16 protein-coding genes are annotated in these 21,345 nt (G+C 41.6%); 10 read left to right on the top strand and 6 right to left on the bottom strand.

Annotation, left to right across the window (positions count from 1 at the left end; genetic code table 11):
• Nucleotides 1-130 precede the first annotated feature (130 nt).
• Both V7K84_RS23095 and V7K84_RS23100 read left to right on the top strand, forming a co-directional pair.
• Nucleotides 131-1,324, top strand: a complete 1,194-nt coding sequence (locus V7K84_RS23095; protein WP_334841450.1) for an NAD(P)/FAD-dependent oxidoreductase — start codon at nucleotides 131-133, stop codon at nucleotides 1,322-1,324.
• 157 nt (nucleotides 1,325-1,481) lie between these two features.
• Nucleotides 1,482-2,129, top strand: a complete 648-nt coding sequence (locus V7K84_RS23100) for an HAD-IA family hydrolase (RefSeq protein WP_334841452.1) — start codon at nucleotides 1,482-1,484, stop codon at nucleotides 2,127-2,129.
• Between the two features lie 37 nt (nucleotides 2,130-2,166).
• Here V7K84_RS23100 and V7K84_RS23105 read toward each other — a convergent pair whose 3' ends face one another.
• Nucleotides 2,167-2,334: a hypothetical protein gene (locus tag V7K84_RS23105; RefSeq protein WP_334841454.1), complete on the bottom strand. Its 168-nt coding sequence runs from the start codon at nucleotides 2,332-2,334 to the stop codon at nucleotides 2,167-2,169.
• Nucleotides 2,335-2,523: 189 nt separating this feature from the next.
• On the bottom strand, nucleotides 2,524-2,856 hold the full coding sequence (locus tag V7K84_RS23110; RefSeq protein WP_334841456.1) for a DUF433 domain-containing protein: 333 nt from the start codon (nucleotides 2,854-2,856) through the stop codon (nucleotides 2,524-2,526).
• Between the two features lie 281 nt (nucleotides 2,857-3,137).
• On the opposite strand from V7K84_RS23110, the gene V7K84_RS23115 reads away from it, so the two are divergent.
• The 3 genes from V7K84_RS23115 to V7K84_RS23125 all read left to right on the top strand — a co-directional run bounded on the left by V7K84_RS23115 (nucleotide 3,138) and on the right by V7K84_RS23125 (nucleotide 8,555).
• Nucleotides 3,138-3,998, top strand: a complete 861-nt coding sequence (locus V7K84_RS23115; protein WP_334841458.1) for a Tab2/Atab2 family RNA-binding protein — start codon at nucleotides 3,138-3,140, stop codon at nucleotides 3,996-3,998.
• A 354-nt stretch (nucleotides 3,999-4,352) separates the two neighbouring features.
• Nucleotides 4,353-5,666, top strand: coding sequence for a TldD/PmbA family protein (locus tag V7K84_RS23120; RefSeq protein ID WP_334841460.1), 1,314 nt, complete (start codon nucleotides 4,353-4,355; stop codon nucleotides 5,664-5,666).
• A gap of 258 nt (nucleotides 5,667-5,924) precedes the next feature.
• Nucleotides 5,925-8,555, top strand: a complete 2,631-nt coding sequence (locus V7K84_RS23125) for a chloride channel protein (RefSeq protein ID WP_334841462.1) — start codon at nucleotides 5,925-5,927, stop codon at nucleotides 8,553-8,555.
• Nucleotides 8,556-8,570: 15 nt separating this feature from the next.
• Here the strand turns inward: V7K84_RS23125 and V7K84_RS23130 are convergent, their stop codons facing one another.
• The 4 genes from V7K84_RS23130 to V7K84_RS23145 form a co-directional block, all read right to left on the bottom strand.
• Nucleotides 8,571-8,762, bottom strand: coding sequence for a hypothetical protein (locus V7K84_RS23130; RefSeq protein ID WP_334841463.1), 192 nt, complete (start codon nucleotides 8,760-8,762; stop codon nucleotides 8,571-8,573).
• Between the two features lie 30 nt (nucleotides 8,763-8,792).
• A complete protein-coding gene (locus tag V7K84_RS23135; RefSeq protein WP_334841464.1) occupies nucleotides 8,793-9,938 on the bottom strand; it encodes a glycosyltransferase family 4 protein in 1,146 nt (381 codons plus the stop codon).
• A 14-nt stretch (nucleotides 9,939-9,952) separates the two neighbouring features.
• Nucleotides 9,953-11,197 carry an O-antigen ligase family protein gene (locus V7K84_RS23140; protein ID WP_334841466.1) on the bottom strand — a complete coding sequence of 415 codons (1,245 nt, stop codon included), beginning with the start codon at nucleotides 11,195-11,197 and terminating at the stop codon, nucleotides 9,953-9,955.
• A gap of 254 nt (nucleotides 11,198-11,451) precedes the next feature.
• A complete protein-coding gene (locus tag V7K84_RS23145; protein ID WP_334841503.1) occupies nucleotides 11,452-13,524 on the bottom strand; it encodes a serine/threonine-protein kinase in 2,073 nt (690 codons plus the stop codon).
• A 546-nt stretch (nucleotides 13,525-14,070) separates the two neighbouring features.
• Here V7K84_RS23145 and V7K84_RS23150 point away from each other — a divergent pair.
• From V7K84_RS23150 to V7K84_RS23170, 5 genes are all read left to right on the top strand, one after another.
• Nucleotides 14,071-15,312, top strand: a complete 1,242-nt coding sequence (locus V7K84_RS23150; RefSeq protein ID WP_334841468.1) for a peptidase — start codon at nucleotides 14,071-14,073, stop codon at nucleotides 15,310-15,312.
• Nucleotides 15,313-15,965: 653 nt separating this feature from the next.
• On the top strand, nucleotides 15,966-16,589 hold the full coding sequence (locus tag V7K84_RS23155) for a 4Fe-4S single cluster domain-containing protein (protein WP_334841470.1): 624 nt from the start codon (nucleotides 15,966-15,968) through the stop codon (nucleotides 16,587-16,589).
• A gap of 739 nt (nucleotides 16,590-17,328) precedes the next feature.
• A complete protein-coding gene (locus V7K84_RS23160) occupies nucleotides 17,329-18,918 on the top strand; it encodes a B12-binding domain-containing radical SAM protein (protein WP_334841472.1) in 1,590 nt (529 codons plus the stop codon).
• Between the two features lie 168 nt (nucleotides 18,919-19,086).
• Entirely contained in the window at nucleotides 19,087-19,272 is a 186-nt protein-coding gene (locus V7K84_RS23165) for an FMN-binding negative transcriptional regulator (RefSeq protein WP_334841474.1), read from the top strand.
• Between the two features lie 608 nt (nucleotides 19,273-19,880).
• Nucleotides 19,881-21,245, top strand: a complete 1,365-nt coding sequence (locus V7K84_RS23170) for an LLM class flavin-dependent oxidoreductase (RefSeq protein ID WP_334841476.1) — start codon at nucleotides 19,881-19,883, stop codon at nucleotides 21,243-21,245.
• Nucleotides 21,246-21,345 lie beyond the last annotated feature (100 nt).

Raw genomic sequence — 21,345 nt, forward strand, 5'->3', positions numbered from 1 at the left:
TTCACCGAAGCAGTGTTGAGTTAGCGATGTTAAAACCATTCATACAAATGGAGGGTTTTGAAACCTAAACTTTCAGTTACCCTGAAGTTAGTTGCCTAATTAATATTGATTCTTCCATAACATAGAATAGATGACTGAACAAACTTCTAGAATTTGTATCCTTGGTGGAGGCTTTGGTGGTCTCTACACAGCCCTGCGGTTAAGCCAATTACCTTGGGAATCTACGCAAAAACCCGAAATTGTTCTGGTAGATCAAAGCGATCGCTTCCTATTCTCTCCTTTACTTTACGAATTACTCACTGGCGAACTGCAAACCTGGGAAATTGCCCCACCCTTTGAAGAACTTTTACAAGGCACAGGGGTGCGTTTTTATCAAGGTGTTGTGTCTGGAATTGACATCGACCAGCAACGGGTAAATATCCAAGAAGGCCCGGAAATCCCTTACGACCGATTAGTGCTGGCGCTAGGAGGTGAGACACCGCTAGATTTAGTCCCTGGTGCAGCAGCCTATGCCTACACATTCCGCACAATCTCTGATGCTTATCGTTTAGAAGAACGCCTGCGATTTTTAGAAGAATCGGATGCTGATAAAATTCGGGTAGCGATCGTTGGGGCTGGCTACAGTGGTGTAGAGTTAGCTTGTAAGTTAGCCGACAGACTAGGCGAAAGAGGACGCTTTCGGATCGTTGAAATCGCCGACCAAATTTTGCGAACTTCCCCAGAGTTTAATCGGGAAGCAGCAAAGAAAGCCTTAGATGCCCGTGGTGTATTTCTTGACTTAGAAACCAAAGTCGAATCAATCGAACAAAATAGCATTTCCCTAGAGTACAAAAACCAGTTAGACACGATTCCCGTGGATTTGGTAATTTGGACTGTAGGAACTAGGGTTGCGCCCGTAGTGAAATCTCTTCCTCTCAAGCAAAATCAGCGCGGTCAAATTATCACTACATCCAATCTGCAAGTCCTCGATCGTCCAGAAATCTTTGCCTTGGGAGATTTAGCAGACTGTCATGATGCTGAAGGACAGCAAGTCCCCGCTACGGCACAAGCGGCTTTTCAACAAGCTGATTATACTGCTTGGAATATCTGGGCAACTCTGACTAATCGCCCCCTCCTTCCCTTCCACTACCAACAGTTAGGAGAAATGATGGCGCTAGGAATAGACAATGCTACTCTCACTGGTTTGGGAATTAAACTAGATGGCCCCTTGGCATACGTCGCCCGTCGTGCTGCTTATTTATATAGATTGCCAACTTTAGAGCATCAGCTGAAAGTTGGTTTTAATTGGCTATTCCGTCCGATTATAGAAACGCTTTCTCGGTAACTTTCAAGGCAGGGAATTGGGAATTGGTAAAAAACCAATACATTTACGATGATTTGTTTTATTTCCGCCAATCTACTTAGCAGATGCTAGACTCTACCCACAGAAGCTCTTAGTAAGCCAAAATCTAAAATTCAACATTCAAAATTTTCAAACTTTAATGGAACAACCGAAAGTTATTTTTTTAGATGCTGTGGGTACACTCTTCGATGTCAAAGGTGGTGTGGGCGAAGTTTATAGTCAGATAGCCCAGGAATTTGGCGTTACAGTTTCAGCCGAAACATTAAATACAGCCTTCATCCAAAGCTTTAAAACAGCACCGCCGCCGATATTTCCAGATGCAGAACTGCAAGATATTCCCCAGCGCGAGTTTGATTGGTGGCGGATAATTGCTCTGAACACTTTTGAAAGGGCAGGCGTTCTCAAGGAATTTTCTGACTTTTCGGCTTTTTTTAGCGAACTTTACATTCACTTTGGCACTGGCGAACCGTGGTTTGTCTATCCCGATGTTTTACCAGCTTTAATCAACTGGCGGCGGTTGGGAGTTAGCTTAGGGGTGCTGTCCAATTTCGATTCTCGGATTTACTCAGTATTGCAAAGTTTGGGATTGAGAGAGTTTTTTACCTCCGTCACCATTTCTACGCAGGTACGTGCAGCTAAACCCGACCCGCAAATTTTTGCCATTGCCTTAGACAAACATAAATGTTCCCCAGAGGCGGCGTGGCATATCGGCGATAGCATTGTAGAAGATTATCATGCAGCTAAAGCAGCTGGATTAAGAGGTGTTTGGATTAACCGTGGTAAATGAGGGAGATACTTTCAATGGGAGCAACGCCAAATTTTTTTTAAAGTGGAATCCAATCCAATCTATCAATCCACTCTTCTGCCTCAGTCGTTTCCCAAATCAAATAAATTGTTTCTGCCCAAATACTCAGGTTCCCACTGGAACGCAACCAAACTAGTCCCCAAATATGTCCTCCATCTCCCCAGTGTTCTTCCAAATGTTGGGGCATACTTTTGCGGTTGTCTGTAACCAATATTCGTTGGGATAATTCCAGGTAGCGCAGGATATCTGGGTCAAGCGTACCTAATGGTGGTGCTTCGGCATCGCCTACGCGCAGAATATTCTATTGCTGGATTGAAGCGCAAAACAGCTATCTTCAGTTTGGGCGACAAATTTTCATTAATGAGAAAACGTACTTTCACCAAGAGTTTAGCAACTCCTGCTCGCGTTGCGCCTTTAATACTCTTAAACGTTGCATCAAAGGTGAAGGATTAGCTAATGATTCTTGATAGCGCTGTTCTCGCCACTTTGCTAGCCGCAACATATAAGCATCTATTTCAACACGATTATGCAGATAGTAGGTAAGCGTCGCATAAATTTTTTCCAAATTCAGGGAAGGTAATTCTTCTAGAATTTGCTCCGGCGAACATCCTTGTAGGTAATATTGAATCACATTATCAATACCAATGCGATGGCCTTTGAGACGGATGTCATCTGGGTCTAAAAACTCAAAATAATCTTCTAATTGCATTCATCTACCTCTGTAGGGTCTTTTAAGATGATCTTAATTGCCATTGAATAGTTTCATGCGATCGCTGGGGTACTGTTGTTGCATTTTTCCAACTTTTAAAGCGTCAGGGACATAAAACCTCTAAGTCTGACATGCCTAGTATTTATATTATCCACCTCAAAGACTCGTTCATCCCCCTTGCCCCAACTCCCCACTCCCCACTCCCTTATTCCCCTACTGCCCCAACACTCGTATGATCGAGATATCAGGAAAACATAACAGCCAGATTTTTACCGCAAAACATGGGCAGTATTTGGGAAATCGATTTTTACTCTCGTCCGATTTTGGACGCTAATCAAAAAAAAGTTTGGGAAGTCTTAGTCTGCGAAAGCCCGTTGGATATCGGCACAAAAGTAGACTCTTTGTTTCGTTATGCTCAATATTGTCCCAGTACCCAGGTAAATTCGGGCTGGTTGCGGACAGCATTGCAGGAAGCTATTGACCAAGCTGGAAAAGCACCAATTAAAATCCGCTTTTTCCGCCGCCAAATGAACAATATGATTACTAAAGCTTGCCAAGATTTGGGCATTCCCGCCCAGCCTAGCCGTCGCACTTTGGTTCTCAACCAATGGTTAGAAAAGCGGATGCAAGAAGTCTATCCTCAAGAGGAAGGGTATCAAGGGGGGACTAATCCCTCAGTCCGCTTAGAGAAACCTTTGCCGCAACGTTTACCAGATGCCTTGGAAGGACAGCAGTGGGTATTTGTTACTTTAGATGCTGCGGATTTTGCTGATATGCCAGAGTGGGAAATTGGTTTTGGTGAAGCTTTCCCTTTAGAGTTGGCGAAAGTTTCACCTGAAGCTCGTATTCCTGGTATTTTGATTTTCTCATCGAGAGCGTTACCCTTGGCTGGGTGGATGTCTGGTTTGGAGTTGGCTTTTTTAAAATTTGACACCAGCGAAGAGGCAAGATTACTTTTAGAAACGGGTGTAACTGAAAGCTGGATTGTGGCAAATATCAAAAAACCTCAAATCTTAGCAGAAGCCAAAGGTTTTGAAGCAGCCAAGCAAAAAGCTAATGGAGTACATTTTATCGGCGTACAGTCCAATCCCAAAGCAGAATCTTTTGCTGGTTTTTGGCTGTTGCAAGAGGTTAATTTGTGAAAATGGGCAGGGGACAGGGGAGCAGGGGAGCAGGGGGGGTAGGGGAGCAGAGGAGAAGTTGCAGTAAGTTTTTCCCCTCTGTCCCTCTGTATCTTGTGCCCAATGACAAATGACAAATGACAAATGACAAATGACTAGATCCGTTGAGACATGACAATGATTTGGGATAATTAACTGCGTCCATCAGTGTCGATCTGCGGTTTCCAATCGTAACTGTAAAGAAACATTGATGATTTTTGGATAGTTATCTGCGTTCATCACTGGAAAGTGCGTAGGCGTAGCCCGTCGTAGACATCGCACTTCTTTTGAGACAGCGTTGATATGCGGTTCAAAATCCACAATTCACTAAGGGTCATGGGTTCTGAAAATTTGTCACAAGATACACTAGCCGAACAGTTGCTGGAACTAGCTATAAAATCTGGAGCAGAAACTGCTGAAGTGTATCAGTCGCGATCGCTTTCTCGTCCCGTGTTTTTTGAAGCAAACCGACTCAAACAGCTAGAAACTAACCAATCTGAAGGCACAGCACTACGGCTTTGGCGAAACGGGCGTCCGGGACTGACGGTAGCTTACGGTTCTGTCTTAGCCGAAGTAATGGTGGAAAAAGCTCTGGCTCTGAGTCAACTAAATCAACCGGAAACTGTAGAATTAGGCTCTAACTTTCAGCCTGACTACCCCAATTTAGGAGAAAGTTTCCCGATAGAGGTTTTGGTGGACTGGGGCAAAGAAGCGATCGCACTCATCCGTGATGCCTACCCCGATGTTGTATGCAATGGTGACTGGGAATGTGATATTGAAACCACCAGACTAGTCAACACCAAAGGTTTAGATTGTCACTATACAGACACTACCCTCAGCTGCTATATATCAGCAGAATGGGTGCGTGGTGATGATTTTTTAAGTGTTGCTGATGGTCAAACCAAGCGGGGAGAACTCGATCCACAGAGATTAGCTAACCAAATTTTACAACGGTTAATTTGGTCGAGTGAAAATATCTCACCTCCTACTGGTCGTGTCCCAATTTTGTTTACTTCTAAAGCCGCCGATATGCTTTGGGGTACTGTACAAGCCGCTTTGAATGGCAAGCGAGTTTTAGAAGCAGCTTCACCTTGGGCAGAACGTTTGGGTAAGGAAGTAGTTGCACCTAGTCTGACCATCTACCAAGATCCAGAAGCTGGCCCTTACAGTTGCCCTTTTGATGATGAAGGCACTCCGACTCAATCTCTAGTATTTATCCAAAACGGGACTTTACAGCATTTCTATAGCGATCGCACTAGCGGCTCCCAACTGGGTACTAACACCACTGGAAATGGTTTTCGCCCTGGTTTAGGTAGCTATCCTACCCCTGGTTTATTTAATTTTCTCATCCAGCCAGGTTCGGCATCGCTACCAGATTTGATTCAACAACTAGATAATGGCTTGATTGTCGATCAAATGTTGGGTGGTGGCGGCAGTATTTCTGGAGATTTTTCGATCAACGTCGATTTAGGCTACCGCGTCCAAAATGGTCAAGTAATTGGGCGTGTTAAGGATACGATGGTTGCAGGTAATGTTTACACAGCCCTGAAGCAATTAGTTACACTAGGCAACGATGTTGATTGGAATGGTTCTTGTTATACTCCGTCTCTGATCGTAGAAGGGCTATCTACTACGGGAAGAAGCAATTAAGTAATTCGTAATTCGTAATTCGTAATTCGTAAGTGGGGACAGTGCTTGTGTAGTAGCGAATTATATTTTGCCAACGACTTTTAAAACATCTTCTGAAGATTCCACCGAACAGCTTTTTAGTCAAGATTTGTAATAAAAAATCGTTCGAGTGAGCGTTCGCGAGCGAGTGCATCTCGTAGAGAAGTCGTACCCTTCCGGGGAAGCAAGCTACGCGTAGCGTTCCGCAGGAAAGTCCAAAATCTAAAATCCAAAACTGGTATGAATCAGCGTTTTCGCACCTGGTGGCAGCCTAGAAGAGGTTTAGCGATCGCCGAAGCCTGTATTATCGGTCTGGTTGCTGCCCTATCTGCGGTATTCCTGAAAGTCGGATCGGGATGGCTGGGGACATGGCGAGTGCATACTACCCAGCTTTTGCCGGCATGGCTGGTACTACCTGCAATTGGTCTTGTCCTGGGATTTCTGGCTGGATGGTTGGTGGATAGATTAGCACCAGAGGCTTCTGGTAGCGGTATTCCCCAAGTCAAAGCATCTCTGGCCAATGTGCCTGTGACATTATCTTGGCGGGTAGCAGGTGTGAAGTTACTCAGTGCGATCATCGCCATCGGTTCCGGCATGACTCTGGGACGGCAAGGCCCTACTGTCCAAGTGGGGGCAGGTTTGGCAGCAGGGATGAGTCGTTGGGTTCCCACTTCCCCAGATCATCGACGGCAGATGATTGCAGCTGGTGCGGGTGCGGGTTTGGCTGCTGCTTTCAATGCCCCGATCGCAGGTGTATTGTTTATCGTTGAAGAATTACTCCAAGATTTATCAGGATTGACTCTCGGAACTGCCATTATCGCCTCCTTTATTGGTGGCGTGATATCCCGACTTTTAGGTGGTGGCTCTTTTGACCTCAACTTGCAATTAGTAAAATCTTCCAGTCAATTCTCCATTCCAGAAATTCCCTTTTTCATACTGTTGGGTATTTTGGCAGGCTTGTTTGGCGCATTGTTTAATCGCGGCATTATATTTAGTATTAAATTTTACAGAAAATTACACATCAGCTTACCCTTGCAGGTAGCTTTAGCTGGATTTATCTCTGGTGTTGTCGTAGCTATGCTGCCCCCATCCTTCCGTGATAATACGGGATTAAGGGAGTCATTAATTACTGGAGATTCCCATCCTAGCGTCGCAGCGATCGCCTTTGCGGCCCAGTTCATCCTCACACTGATTGCATTTGGTTCGGGAGCGCCGGGGGGATTATTCGCTCCCAGTCTGATTTTAGGTTCTTGTTTAGGACACATCATCGGTGTATCTGAGTTATATATCACCGGAGTTGGTTCTCCTACGACTTACGCCCTAGCGGGTATGGGTGGATTTTTTAGCGCCGTTTCCAAAGTGCCAATCACAGCAATTGTGATTGTCTTTGAGATGACTACAGATTTCAACCTGGTGCTACCTTTGATGATTGTTTCTGTCACAGCTTACCTGGTTGCGGATAAGGTAATGCCTGGTTCGCTTTATGAGAAACTTTTGGAGTTAAAAGGTATTACTCTTACCAAAGAAGTTGCGATGGAAGGAGCATTAACCAAGTTAACTGCAAAAGATGTGATGCAAGAACGAGTAGAAACTCTAGATGCAGAGATGAGCTTGGAAGAAGCAATGCAAGCTTTTGCTCGTTCCCATCATCGCGGTTTCCCTGTGGTAGAAGATAGCAAGTTAGTGGGAATTGTAACGCAATCAGATTTGTTAAAAATCCGCGAGAGTACAAACCACACATTTCGCGATCGCAATCTAGCCGATATTTTCTTAAAAGAAATTATGACATCTGTCCCGATGACAGTATCACCAATTCACACCCTCAGTAATGTACTATATTTGCTCGATCGCTATCAAATCAGTCGCTTACCAGTGGTAGATAGACGAAAACTGATTGGGATTATTACCCGTGCAGATATTATTCGGGCGGAAGCAGATCATCTCAATTGTGAAAATGCGACACCAAAACTGCGACCAGAACCTTCATACATAGTTTACCAGACGCGATCGCCCAGCATTGGTAGAGGTAGATTATTAGTACCCGTAGCAAATCCCGAAACAGCAGGTGTTTTATTACAAATGGCAGCAGCTATTGCCCGCGATCGCCATTATGAAATAGATTGCGTGCAAGTGATGCTGATACCTCGCCACAGTTCCCCATCAGAAACACAGGTAAGAACGGCAAAAAGCCGCCGCTTGCTACGACAGGCAGAAGTCTTAGCAAAAAAGTGGAAAATTCCCTTACACACGCAGATTCGAGTTACCCACGATGTGGCGCAGGCAATTTTGGAGACAATCAACGAACAACACATCGACCTAATTTTAATGGGATGGAAAGGTAACACATCTACCCCTGGTCGGATTTTTGGCAGCGTTGTTGACACCATAATTCGGCAAGCCACCTGCGAAGTCGTGTTAGTAAAATTAGGCACTACTCAATCCCCAATTTCCAGTCCTCAGTTTAACCGTTGGCTAGTTCCAGTGGCTGGTGGCCCCAATTCCCCACTGGCAATTAAATTGCTACCGGCTTTAATTACATTGGGAAACGATCCGAAAATTCGCCTGACACAGGTGTTTAAGCCATCTGAACTCAAGCCAGATATGTCAATTTCAGAACAAGCCATCCGCCATTTGATGCGGCGGCGCAAATTGTCCAGTACTGTAGTTGCTCTCCCCGTGCAAGCTAATTCAGTCGCCGAAGGTGTGATTAACCTAGTGCAAACCGAAGGTTACGACGTTGTAGTTTTGGGAGCATCCCGCGAGGGATTGTTACAGCAAGCGATTCAAGGTAATATTCCCGAAGCGATCGCTTCTGGTGTCGAAAGTACAGTCATTTTGGTTAGGGGTGCGATGCAAAAGGAAAAAACATAGATTTTAGCAATTTTTTTAATGATAAAATACACCAATAATCAGAGTAAAAATTATTGGTATTAAGATTGGAATAGCAACTATAAGTCCCCACTTGCCAAACTTAATTTCCTCACCCTCAGATTTGAGAAATGCAATCCAACCTACAACTCCCATCAAAACCCAAAGAAATCCAAAGGCAAGAAATATAATAAATACTGAATCATCCATTTTTTTTTACCAAATTTTCTTAAATTGTAACTAATTATCACTAACTAACTTTGCTAAACTTGCGCGAAACTGACTAAAATCAAAAGCTTCAATAGTTTTTTGTTGTAAGTATTCTGGTTGGTAAATTAGTGGATTAGAGCAATCACCTTGCAGGATTTGAATTAGATTATCGGCAATTTCTTCAACGTTATCAGGATTGACCAAACATCCCAACTTCCCGTCAGCCAAGGGATCTATAGAACCATCTTGATTACCCGCCAATACAGGTTTACCACAAGCTAAAGCTTCTAGAAAAACAATTCCAAATCCTTCTCCTTTACTAGGCAGAGCAAAAACATCGCAGAGATTGTAATGATCGCACAATTCTTTATCTGGAACAAATCCGGCAATTGTCACACAATCTTGTAGATTTAAGTTGGTAACTAAAGCTTTAATTCGAGGTATATCATCTCCTTTACCTGCAAGAATGAAGTGAACATTAGGGAGATGCGATCGCACTTTAACTAAAGCATGAAGGATTTGGTCATAACCCTTGTATTTTGCCATGCTTCCTAGCCGCGTTACTGTTAAAATTACAGGCTGTTCATCTGTTAAATTATATCGTTTGAGTAAGTAGGTAGGTTTAGAATTTATTGGAAACTTACTAGCATCAAATGTATTAGGTAAAATAACTATTTTTTCTGAATCAATATTTGGATATTGAAGCAAGCGCTGGCGAGTGTAATTACTAACACTAATGATTTTATCTGCTTTTTCTAAAGCGAATTTTGTTGCCTTATTTTCGATATCCCAAACTTCTAAGCCATGAGCGACTACCCAGTAAGGAATTCCAGTGAAAAATTTGAGAATATAACAAACAATCGCATAGTTAACATGAGTAGAAATGACTATAACGGGATGTTGAAGAATAGCTAAAATAATTATTTTTGTGGCGAATAAAATTTGTTGCAATAATTTTGGTAAATCTCCAAAATAATGAAATCTTGTTGAACTTAAAAACTGCAATTTGTCTGGCTGTTTTAAACTATATTTATCATATTTTAGAAACACATCATAATCAGCTTCAGGATATATATCTTGTAAAGCTTTCAGCAAAAATGTTGAGTAAACTTGAATACCTCCCTTGAAATCAAATATATTCGGAAATATTAAGTAAAGACGAGGTTTAGAACTCATAGTTTTTTGGCATTTTAAATAATTTCAGGTTTTAATTGCGTGACAACATCTTTTCGAGAATTGACAGCCGCTGCTATAAAATAAAACTCAATAGTTGTAAAAGTATAGTCTTCAGTAAAAACATCTGGAATTTGAGAAACTAAAAACATAATAATCGGAACAGTAATTAAAGGATTAGCATATTTAACTTTCAATGCTATTTTCGCTAAAAAATTAGTAAATAGTAATAATCCAGGAATTCCTTGTTCTGCTGACACATTTAAAAATATATTATGTGCGTGATAACTTTTCTTTCCCCAAACTTTCACTCCTATCTGGTCTGGAAAAACCCCTATGCCGATACCAGTAAATGGTCTTTTAATAGTTTCATTAATAGCTGCCTGCCACATTTCAAACCTTGTAGTCCCTGTTCCTACAAGAGTAATAATCTTTTTTCCATGTGGATTTAATAAATTGGAATTTTCTGTAAATAGATTAGTTAATGGAAATATTTTACTATCTGTCAAACCAATTCTCCGTGTAGAAACTGGTGCAGTTACAATGAATAAAAATAACAGGCTTATTAGATAAATCATTTTTCTAAAACTAATAATTTCATATATCAGCAAAAGAAACATCCCAATTATAAAAATTACCCAACCATTTCCACTTGCAGACAAAGCTAAGGGAATTATAAAAATCAATTCGCTTATATTTAATTCAATTCTAGAAATTTTATTCTGCTTTTCTAGAATCAGACTTAAACATAACCCAATGGCAACTATAACCCCAAACTGATTAGGGTTTTGCATAATTGAACCAATCTCAGGATAAAAGCTAGGGAACTTTAATAATTTAAAAATCCAGTTGTTGGGAAGGAAAACCTCTAAAAAACCCAAACTTGCAATTATCTGTAGTAAGTGCAATATGCAACGATAATAAAATGTTAAAGATGGTGTTGTTATATTCTTAAAGGTTAATACTAAAAAAGCAAAAAATAATATGTAATAAGTTGAGTATTTTAGACTATAAATAATAGCAATATTTGGAAACTCGCTCATTAATGAGGAAAGCCACATCCACAAATACATAAGACTTATCGATATCAAAATTATTTTATGCTTCTTAACAACTTCTGGTATAGATTTTAACGATAAACTAATGATTCCAAAACTAAATGCCGGAAGTAATAAATAATGAATACCAATATTTATTCCTGGAAATTTAATTCGCCCTAACAGTGAAGAAAATAGTATGAGTAGGAAAAATATATTAATCATAACCTTTTATTTAAAGATATTTTTTTGACAAAATAAAACCTATATAAACCAATTTTGCAGGTTTATGGATAGATTTTGATATTTTTTTCAAGCTATAATCCTGAACACGTAGAGAATATTACCATAATACAGTCTTCGCCAATATCATCTTTTGAAGCTATGATTAATTTGATATTTTTGCATAGCTAAATATTCTTTTTGAGGTAGAACCCAAAAAGTCGCAATCTATTCCGAATGTAGACTATCAAATATTTTTAATTAATCATCTGCCAAATTTTGAGAATGTTTTCACCACTTCCACCACCGGCAATGGTTTGTCCATCTGGGCTAATGGCAACGGCATAAATATATCCAGAACCTGTCTCCAAAGTGCGGATTTCCTTTCCTGTGATTGGGTTCCAAAGTTTGATTGTTTTGTCACTACTGCCACTTACAAGGGTGATACCATTTGAACCTACGCTTGGCAAAAAGGCGACAGAATTAACCTTATCATTATGTCCTTTTAAGGTGTGGATTAACTTTCCTGTTTTCAGATTCCACAATTTAATTGTCTTGTCTTTACTACCACTGGCAAGGATGACGCCATCGGGAGCAAAAGCGACTGAAAGAATCGACTCTGCATTTCCCTCTAAGGTGCGAATTAACTTTCCTGTCCCCAGATTCCACAATTTAATTGTTTTATCCCAGCTACCACTGGCAAGGGTTTTACCATCAGGACTAAAAACTACAGATGCAACACCACTGGTATGTCCCTCTAAGGTGCGGATTAACTTTCCTGTCTCCAGATTCCATAGTTTGATTTTCATATCCTTACTAGCATTGCCACTCGCAAGAGTTTTGCCATCAGGACTGAAAGCTACGGAAGTAACTCCGTCGCTATTTCCCTCCAAAGTACGGATTAACTTTCCTGTCTCCAGATTCCACAGTTTGATTGTCTTGTCCGCACTGCCACTAGCGAGGATTTTGCTATCAGGACTGAAAGCTATAGTCCAAATCCAATTGAAATGTCCTTCTAAAGTGCGGATTTCCTGTCCACCCGTCAGATTCCATAGCTTGATTGTCTTATCATCACTGGCACTACCAAGGGTTGTACCATCAGGACTGAAAGCTACAGAATTCACGTCACTAGAATGCCCCTTGAAGGGTTTGGGTAGATAAGAATTTTCTGAGACGTTTTTTTGGGGCTGAATAGGCTGAGAAACAGGCTGAGAAATAGGTTCAGGAACCTCGCTGATTGTCTGGGGACGAGACTGAAAATACCAAACTCCCCCTAATCCCAAGACCAAAATGCTAGAAACTAACAGCAGTTGACTTTTCAGATTGTTATTTGATTTTGATGAAACTGCCCGCTTGTTTGCTGGGGAAGCTGCAAATGTTGGTGTAAGTATAGTTGGGGGCACTGATGAAAATGGTGGTATTTGAGGTGTCAAGTCAGTGATGACTTCATCAGCCGATTGATAACGCTTTTGGATGTCTAGTTGCAACAGCTTATCCAAAACTTCACCCAACTCTACAGATATAGAAATCCCGTTCGTACCTGAACTGGTTAAATGTTGCCGCCAAGATGCAACCCAACCATAACCCTGGTATATCCATAGTTGAGATGGGCGAACTCCAGTCAGGAGATGAAAACAAGTAGCCCCCAAACTGAATAAATCACTGGCTGGGTAAGCTTTTCCATCTTGCATCTGTTCAAGTGCAGTGTAACCGTGTGAGCCAATCACAGTGCCCATTTTAGTCTGCACTGTTGCTGTCAACAGCTTGGAAGCTCCAAAATCAATGAGGATTAATCGCCCGTCACTTTGACGGCGAATAATATTCTGTGGCTTGATATCCCGGTGAATCACTCCCCGCAGATGGATAAACTTCAGTACTGGCAGTAAATCTAGCAAAAGTTGGCGAATCTCCGTTTCGTTATAGTTTCCTCGCGTTTCCGATTCTTTGAGCAAGTTTTGCCCATCGATAAACTGCTGCACCAAAAAGAGATAGCTATTTTGCTCAAAATAAGCCAATAAAGTTGGAATTTGCGGATGTTCTGCCAGTTCTTGCAGCCGGCTCGCTTCTTGTTTAAATAATTCAACGGCCTTAGTTAGCGGCCCAGTTCCCTGAAGTTTTGGCGCGAATTGCTTAACAACACAGCATTCATTCAGTTTGTGTACATCTTTGGCCAGATAGGTTCTACCAAATCCGCCTTCGTCTGATAAAACCTGAGTGGGACGATAGCGACCTCCTAGCAGGGGTATCAATTCCGCTCTACAACTGTGGCAATAGTTGTTTTTATCAGGATTTAAGGGTTTTTGGCAATCGGGATTCACACAACAGAGCATACTGGGAATCCATTTCATTTGGGGTATATATTCATCTTAAGTCATGCAGTATAATCTCTCTTGTTAGTAAATATCACTGAGACACCATAAAAATCCCCAATTTCCTTACCTCATCAGGTATTGAACAATTTAAATAAATTGCAAAAAATTGTGTTTGAACGATGCCTTTTGACGAATTTATGGGTATTAGGTTTGCTTGTATATTACATCTGTATGAGCCATTTAGTCAGGTTTACAAAAATATCTGGGCAAAATTCCGAAAAGCAGCAATTTAAGTTTGTAGCTCAGTATATACCTACGAAATTGAGATTTTCTTTAGTAGTCTAAATTGAAAATATAATTTTTCTGATTTGATTGTGACAAACATTTGGGTATGTAGGATATACGAATTCATTTGATTACAGGCGATGCCTTTAGCAAGCCGCTAAGGTATATATGCTAAATTCCCCTTTCAATTTAAATCACTGCTGTGGTTAAAACAGCAACTAGTATTAATTTTGTCTTTCAGGAAGAGACAAAATGATCGGTAAAATTAGGAGCGTAATTATGCTATTAGACAACAAAAACTATCGTCGCAAATTAAGTAATATTTTAATTGGTTGCGTGAGTAGTAGTTTGTTAATCACAAGTAATGTGCTGCCTATAAGTGCTTTGGTGAAATCTCACAGTTCTCAAGAATTCATAATTGCTAAATCACCAGATGAGAGACAACCAGAAGCAGTCAAAAAAGGAATTGAGCAAATTCCTGCTTCTCAGGCATCAATATCTCCAAGACGGAAGATTTCTATTGAGTCACCAATACAGCAAACTCCTCGTGCATCATCTAATAGAGAAAATTCTCAGCGACGAACTTCCAGGGTTTCAGATAATAGCTCTACTCCTAGAGCGTCTAGACGTAGGAATTCTAACTCAAATTCTAATCGTTCCAATAGTGGTGGTGCATCTAGATCCTCTGGAACTAGAACTGCAAATTCAAACGCCAATCGTTCTAATGGTGGCTCCGGGAGAGTTCGCAAGCCAAGTTCTAATGTAGCTACAACTGGGAACCAAAATTTCGATAATTCAGCGATTTCTTCACCTGCAACACCAACTTACAAAGAGATTAACTTTGTAGATGTTGCATTAGGTATTTTAAGTAAGAGTGACTTTCAATCTGAAGGTAGATATTTTCATTTCTATGAGTTTGAGGGTAGAGAAAATCAATTAGTTCAAATTAGACTGATTGGCAGTAATGATACACGTAGATCCAATAACTTGAGTTTAAAACCCTTGTTGTTTCTGCACGATCCTGATAATAATATCATCGTTAAAAAAGGCGCTTTGGATAAAAGCAGTGGTGGCGATGATGCATTCATTTTTGCGCGACTGCCTAAGAATGGCATTTACAAGATTGCTGTTACTAGTCAAGATCCTGGTGATACAGGTCGCTATAGTTTGGCTCTGAGGAATGATAGAGCTAGCTATACTTTAGATGAATCAGACCAACTAACTGCCAAAAGCTCAACCCTGAAACAAAATGGAGGCGCTTACAATGTTTCTAATTTCCAAGGTAAAAAAAATCAGCTGATAAGTATTCGTGTAGATAGTGTTGATGAAGAGTTTTCTCCTTATGTAGCTTTGCTAAATTCTAAAGGACAGGCGATCGCAATCGATAAAGACAAAGACAAAAGTGGTGTCTACAGTGCTTTAATTGACCGGGCGAGGTTGCCTGAAGATGATACATACTATATAGTTATTACTTCCAAAAATCCACAGGAACGCGGTAAATATAGATTGACTATTTTCTGAAGTAATTACTAATTCTGGTATCGAGACTATTGCTATGAGTAGGATATAGCCCGGAATGTTTTTTATTTACCGTAATAGTCTCGATACCATTGTACAAAAGACCCTAAGTTATATCATGTCCGCTTGATTGCTTATTAAACCCGAAGAACCCCACCCCCGCCAAAGCTATGCTTTGTCTCCCCTCCCGAAGAGCGGGGAGGGGATTAAGGGGAGCCAGCGCGGTCTTCTCCCAAGGGGAGACGCCAAGGGCGATAGCGCAGCGTTAGCGAGTCCGCGAGCGTCTGGGGGTTTCCCCCATGAGCGACTGGCGTGTGGGGTACAATGACTGTGGTTAGCATAACTAATTATGCGGACATAATATTATTCAGTGAATGGATGCCATATTAACTTAAGTAGCTTCCCAAGGTTACATGAGTCTTTTATGAAACTTTGATGAGAAAATTTTCATCATTTATTTTTGTAGCAATTGTGTAATAAATTTGACAAAAATCCTAAAAAATTCAGTCTAGTAAGTTAAAGCGGACTTTTCCAAAGCGCCAAAATTTTTGAGAGATTAATCATTAATTAAATCTCCAGTTATATAACCATTGTCACGGTTATCTAACTGGAGATTCGCTATATTTAACAGTTAACGACTAAAAGGAGTTAAAAAGATGGAAATTAAGCCAACTGACCCATCGCTAGCACTCATAGAAATTCCCCCAGGCTATCTCAATATTATGGGTTACGTCGATCAATCAGAAGTTAATGGCCCTGGTTGTCGTGCAGTCGTCTGGGTACAAGGTTGTCTGCGTGAGTGTCCTGGCTGCTTTAATACTAACTCTTGGTCTTTTGAGGCTAACCAATTAATTGCTGTTGATGCTCTTGCCGAAAATATTCTCAGCAATCCCCGCAACACGGGTGTAACATTCTCTGGTGGAGAACCGTTTTGGCAAGCGGCTGCACTGGCATCTTTAGCCCAGAAGGTAAAAGCTGCTGGTTTAAATGTAATGTCTTTTTCTGGGTTTACTCTTAAGCAGTTACAATCCCAATCTGCGCCGCCAGGTTCCCAAGCATTGTTAGAACAACTCGATATTTTGATTGACGGGCCTTTTGTACAATCTCTGGCAATTAATTCTCCCAATTCTCCAGTCTCTTCTAGCAATCAACGGGTTCGTGTGTTAAACCCAGCTTTCCAAGATCAGATTACTTGGGCTAGCGACCAAATAGAAATCCACATCCTCAAGGATGGTGGCCGCATTGTCACTGGCTATCAAGGTGGACTGGAACTAACGTAGGGGCACAGGTATAATCATGCGTGTCAACTTAAGGTTAAAGCCAGTCTAGAACTAGCTTTTAGAGATTGTTTTGTCAAGAGTCTCTGAGTGGGAATGCCGATTAATGGGCTGCTGCTTGCTGCCTCCTGAATTAGCGGCAGAGTCGCAATGAAAGAACATTTTCAGTTCTACCCGGAAACTAGATTTTAAAACGATCCAGGGATAAAAAAGACGGGTTGCAGCCCGTCTAAATAGCTTGAAAGTGCAAATACACCTTGTATAGTATTGAAAATAACACAGTTAATTTTCTTAGAGTTGCCAATTTGCCAAGTCACAAAAAGAACAGGTTAATGCAAGAGACGCAATGAATCGCGTCTTTACGATCTAAATTTTCATCAAAAAATCTTAACCCAAGCGTATTGGCTTATAAACCAATACCTTGGGTTAAGGGTTATTGATAACACTTATGAGCAATTTTCAGCTACTCTCTGGTCTGAAAACAGTAATAATCGCTCTCACAAAATAAGCTGTTCCACATTTAAATTGCATAATTACGGCGCTCATGTTGCCCACCCCACAAGAGTTATATAAATTTTAGATGCGCAAACTAGATGTGGTTTAGCTTATTACTTTGTCTAAATAAGTCATAGTAGAGGTTACAGCTAGTGGATATAGAAGCTCCTCTAATGTGTCATCGCAACTGGTTTAGTTTGACATGAACTCAACTAGCAACGAAAATCAAGGTTTATAAGCATCAAATATGAACGTTTTACTTCTATACCCCCGTTTTCCAAAAAGTTTTTGGTCTTTTGAAAAAACACTCGCTTTATTAGATCGTAAAGCAATGCTACCGCCTTTAGGCTTGGTAACTGTAGCGGCGATTTTACCGCAAGAATGGAATTTCAAGCTAGTAGATCGAAATGTTCGCGTCTGTACAGAAGCAGAATGGGCTTGGGCAGATTTGGTTATTATGTCGGCGATGATTGTGCAAAAAGAGGATTTGCTCTCTCAGATATTAGAAGCAAAACAGAGAGGTAAACTAGTCGCTGTGGGTGGGCCTTTCCCGACAGCGCTACCGAATGAAATGACATCCGCAGGAGCTGACTATTTGATATTAGACGAAGGGGAAATTACCCTACCCTTATTTGTAGCAGCGATCGCACGCGGCGATCGCACAGGTATCTTTCGCTCTGGTGGTGAAAAACCAGATGTTACCAACACTCCAACTCCTCGCTTTGATTTGCTAGAGTTTGAAGCTTATGCAGAGATGTCAGTGCAATTTTCCCGTGGATGCCCCTTTCAATGTGAATTTTGCGACATTATTGTGCTATATGGTCGCAAACCCCGCACCAAAAACCCAGAACAAATATTAGCAGAACTTGATTATCTCTATAAACTGGGTTGGCGACGCAGTATTTTTATGGTGGATGACAACTTCATCGGTAATAAGCGGAATGTGAAATTATTTCTGAAGTCTCTTCTGCCCTGGATGGTAGAACATAACTATCCTTTTTCCTTTGCCACAGAGGCTTCAGTTGATTTAGCCCAAGATCAAGAACTGATGGATTTGATGGTAGCGTGTAATTTTGGAGCCGTTTTTCTGGGAATTGAAACCCCCGATGAAGAAAGTCTTACTTTCACTCAGAAATACCAGAATACGCGAGACTCACTTAGCGAGGCGGTAAATAAGATTACCCGCTCCGGGTTGCGAGTCATGGCAGGCTTTATCATTGGGTTTGATGGCGAGAAAGTAGGAGCCGGCGCCCGAATTGTCAAGTTTGTCGAGCAAACAGCAATTCCCACGGCCTTATTTAGTATGCTGCAAGCCCTGCCAGATACAGCCCTTTGGCATAGATTAGAAAAGGAAGGACGACTCCGTAATAAATCTGCCAACATCAATCAAACCACGTTGATGAACTTTGTCCCAACTCGACCTTTAGAAGACATTGCTCGTGAATATGTGCAGGCATTCTGTGATTTGTATGAGCCAGAGCGGTTTTTGGAGCGTACATACAAACACTTCCGGCTTTTGGGCGAAGCAACCTACCCGAAAAAGGGGAAAGCTGCGAAGAAACCATTGAACTGGAAAGTACTCCGAGCGTTTCTAATTATTTGCTGGCGTCAAGGTGTACGTCGTCAGACACGCTGGCAATTCTGGCGCAACTTGTGGAGTATGTATCAGCATAATCCGGGTGGGGTGAGTAGTTATTTAGCTGTTTGTGCCCAAATTGAGCATTTCTTGGAATATCGCCAAATTGTCCGGGATGAAATTGAGGCGCAAGTGGCTGAATTTCTAGCAGCAGAAGCTAGGGTAAAACCGGAAGCAGAAGTTATGGAAGTATACTCATAGCATTTAGAGTAAGAGTTTCAGACTTCCATTAAATGCCTCTTTCAGCCTTCCCAATCACACCAGGAGATAATCATTAGACATCTCCAGAAATTAAATATGCGTTAACCAGAATCTTTGTAGAGACGTAGCAGTGCTACGTCTCTACATTCTTTTTCGGAGATGTGTATTATGTACATCCCAAATGTTTTTCGAGAAGATGAGATTGAGAAACTTGTTGCCTTCATGCGTGCAAACAGTTTTGCCACATTGGTGTCTATTCTCAATTGCCAGAGTAAAAACCCGCAGTTTCTAGCCGTGGGGAGAGGTGAAGCGAACCTAGAGTATTGTCTAATCAGCTTTGGGCATCATACATAACTATATACTTCGCAAACAAATAGCTTGCAATACTTAATATTCGAGAAACTAATAATTAGTTACTCATGATATTGTGATTGCCAACACATCTTTTTTTGTATCGATCGTGTAGGCTCATATCTGCTGGGTAAAATTACTAGATAAATTTATGGTAATTCGAGCGCCAAGCAGCATCCTTAATTCTGCTGTGCTATTAAACTTGCTTACAATTCGGTTATTTGATTTTTGAGCAATTATTAGGTAACTGAACGGTAATCTTGATTGCTAGAGAGCATTTCATGATTACATTCAGTGTTTAGCAACAGGTGAATGCCTGAGTGGCTGACAGGAATACCTCAAAGTCTTATGGGGAAAAGATTTTGTCGATATGCTATCCGAGTATTTTTTGGACTTATATCAGCGGTTGAAACCCTAATGCTGTCGTCTTTTTATCAGTCATTTGCCACGTAGGCATCTGGATTTGACCAATATGTGTCAGGCATTTGAGCAATTAGGAATTAGCCAACCTATCGTAGCAGCAGTCAAATAAGAACTGACGTAGCTATATACAAATCAGCGATACCAACCTTAGAGCTACTGCTAAGGCAATTTTAAGAAAAGAAAAAAGCATGAGTACAACACGCAAAATTCGTTTAGGTGCATTCATTCAAGCTACCGGACACCATGTCTCTGCTTGGCGACACCCCGATTCACAAGCAGATGCGGGACTGAATTTCGAGCATTATAAGGAAATTACCCAAACTGCTGAACGCGGCTTATTCGATGCAGTTTTCTTAGCAGACAGTCCCGGAGTCTGGGGCGGCGCTCCAGAAACTCAGCATCGCAATGGTAAAATTGCCCATTTTGAGCCTGTCACCCTCTTCTCGGCCTTGTCCACTGTAACCCAAAACATCGGCTTCATTTCCACCGCCTCGACCACTTATGAAGAACCCTATACCCTGGCACGTAAGTTTGCCTCGTTGGACTATTTGAGTAAAGGCCGAGCCGGGTGGAATGTAGTCACTACAGGCAATGAGAATGCTGCACGTAACTTCGGGCTGGAGCATCACCCAGAACACAGCCAGCGTTATGAACGCGCTGAAGAGTTTGTGGAAGTGGTGAAAGGTCTATGGGATAGTTGGGAAGATGATGCTTTCATCCGGGACAAAGAATCTGGGGTCTATTTCGACCCAGATAAACTGCATACGTTGAACCACAAGGGCAAATATTTTTCTGTAAAAGGCCCTTTAAACGTCGGTCGTCCGCCCCAAGGTTATCCGGTGATTGTTCAGGCTGGAGCCTCCGAATCTGGACGGGACTTAGCCGCACGCACTGCCGAGGCAATTTTCACCGCCAATCAAACCCTAGCCGATGCCCAGGAATTTTATGCTGATATCAAAGGTAGGCTAGCACAATATGGGCGATCGCCAGAGGATCTCAAAATTATGCCTGGTGCTTTCCCAATCATTGGCCGTACCGAATCAGAAGCTCAAGAAAAATACGAATTCTTGCAATCGTTAATCCATCCCGATGTGGCCTGGGGGATTTTAAAGAACTATTACAAGGGTGTGGATTTGTCGAAATATTCTTTAGATGATGTAGCTCCCGAACTACCCAGCGACACCAACACTAACAAAAGTCGTCTCAAACTAGTCAAAGATTTAGCTACTCGTGGCAGTCTCACACTGCGTCAGTTGTATCTCTCTCTTGCTACTGCACGAGGTCATCGCACCATACTTGGTACTCCCGAAACTATTGCCGACCAGCTAGAAGAATGGTTCAACAACGGTGCAGCCGATGGCTTTAATATTATGCCGCCAATCCTTCCCACAGGATTGGATGAATTCGTTAACCTAGTCGTTCCCGTTCTACAGAAACGGGGACTCTTCCGTACTGAATACGAAGGCAGTACTTTGCGTGAAAATCTGGGATTGCGTCGTCCAACCAATCGTTTTGCCGCTAAACAATTAGATGAAAGATTGGTGTTGGCGTAAATGACTTTTCATATCTGCACTGTGCTTACAGTGCTGTAGTGTAAATGAATTTTTCACGGATGCTTATGCCATACCTTTTAAATTGCACTTTCTGTAGATC

Origin of the sequence: Nostoc sp. (assembly GCF_036917315.1) — a bacterium.
In the GTDB taxonomy this organism is placed as follows: Bacteria; Cyanobacteriota; Cyanobacteriia; order Cyanobacteriales; family Nostocaceae; genus Nostoc.

Bases quoted from the DNA above. Each gene is read 5' to 3' on its own strand.
- V7K84_RS23095 (WP_334841450.1), top strand. From the start codon at position 131: ATGACTGAACAAACTTCTAGAATTTGTATCCTTGGTGGAGGCTTTGGT.
- V7K84_RS23100 (WP_334841452.1), top strand. From the start codon at position 1,482: ATGGAACAACCGAAAGTTATTTTTTTAGATGCTGTGGGTACACTCTTC.
- V7K84_RS23105 (WP_334841454.1), bottom strand. From the start codon at position 2,334: ATGCCCCAACATTTGGAAGAACACTGGGGAGATGGAGGACATATTTGG.
- V7K84_RS23110 (WP_334841456.1), bottom strand. From the start codon at position 2,856: ATGCAATTAGAAGATTATTTTGAGTTTTTAGACCCAGATGACATCCGT.
- V7K84_RS23115 (WP_334841458.1), top strand. From the start codon at position 3,138: ATGGGCAGTATTTGGGAAATCGATTTTTACTCTCGTCCGATTTTGGAC.
- V7K84_RS23120 (WP_334841460.1), top strand. From the start codon at position 4,353: ATGGGTTCTGAAAATTTGTCACAAGATACACTAGCCGAACAGTTGCTG.
- V7K84_RS23125 (WP_334841462.1), top strand. From the start codon at position 5,925: ATGAATCAGCGTTTTCGCACCTGGTGGCAGCCTAGAAGAGGTTTAGCG.
- V7K84_RS23130 (WP_334841463.1), bottom strand. From the start codon at position 8,762: ATGGATGATTCAGTATTTATTATATTTCTTGCCTTTGGATTTCTTTGG.
- V7K84_RS23135 (WP_334841464.1), bottom strand. From the start codon at position 9,938: ATGAGTTCTAAACCTCGTCTTTACTTAATATTTCCGAATATATTTGAT.
- V7K84_RS23140 (WP_334841466.1), bottom strand. From the start codon at position 11,197: ATGATTAATATATTTTTCCTACTCATACTATTTTCTTCACTGTTAGGG.
- V7K84_RS23145 (WP_334841503.1), bottom strand. From the start codon at position 13,524: ATGCTCTGTTGTGTGAATCCCGATTGCCAAAAACCCTTAAATCCTGAT.
- V7K84_RS23150 (WP_334841468.1), top strand. From the start codon at position 14,071: ATGCTATTAGACAACAAAAACTATCGTCGCAAATTAAGTAATATTTTA.
- V7K84_RS23155 (WP_334841470.1), top strand. From the start codon at position 15,966: ATGGAAATTAAGCCAACTGACCCATCGCTAGCACTCATAGAAATTCCC.
- V7K84_RS23160 (WP_334841472.1), top strand. From the start codon at position 17,329: ATGAACGTTTTACTTCTATACCCCCGTTTTCCAAAAAGTTTTTGGTCT.
- V7K84_RS23165 (WP_334841474.1), top strand. From the start codon at position 19,087: ATGTACATCCCAAATGTTTTTCGAGAAGATGAGATTGAGAAACTTGTT.
- V7K84_RS23170 (WP_334841476.1), top strand. From the start codon at position 19,881: ATGAGTACAACACGCAAAATTCGTTTAGGTGCATTCATTCAAGCTACC.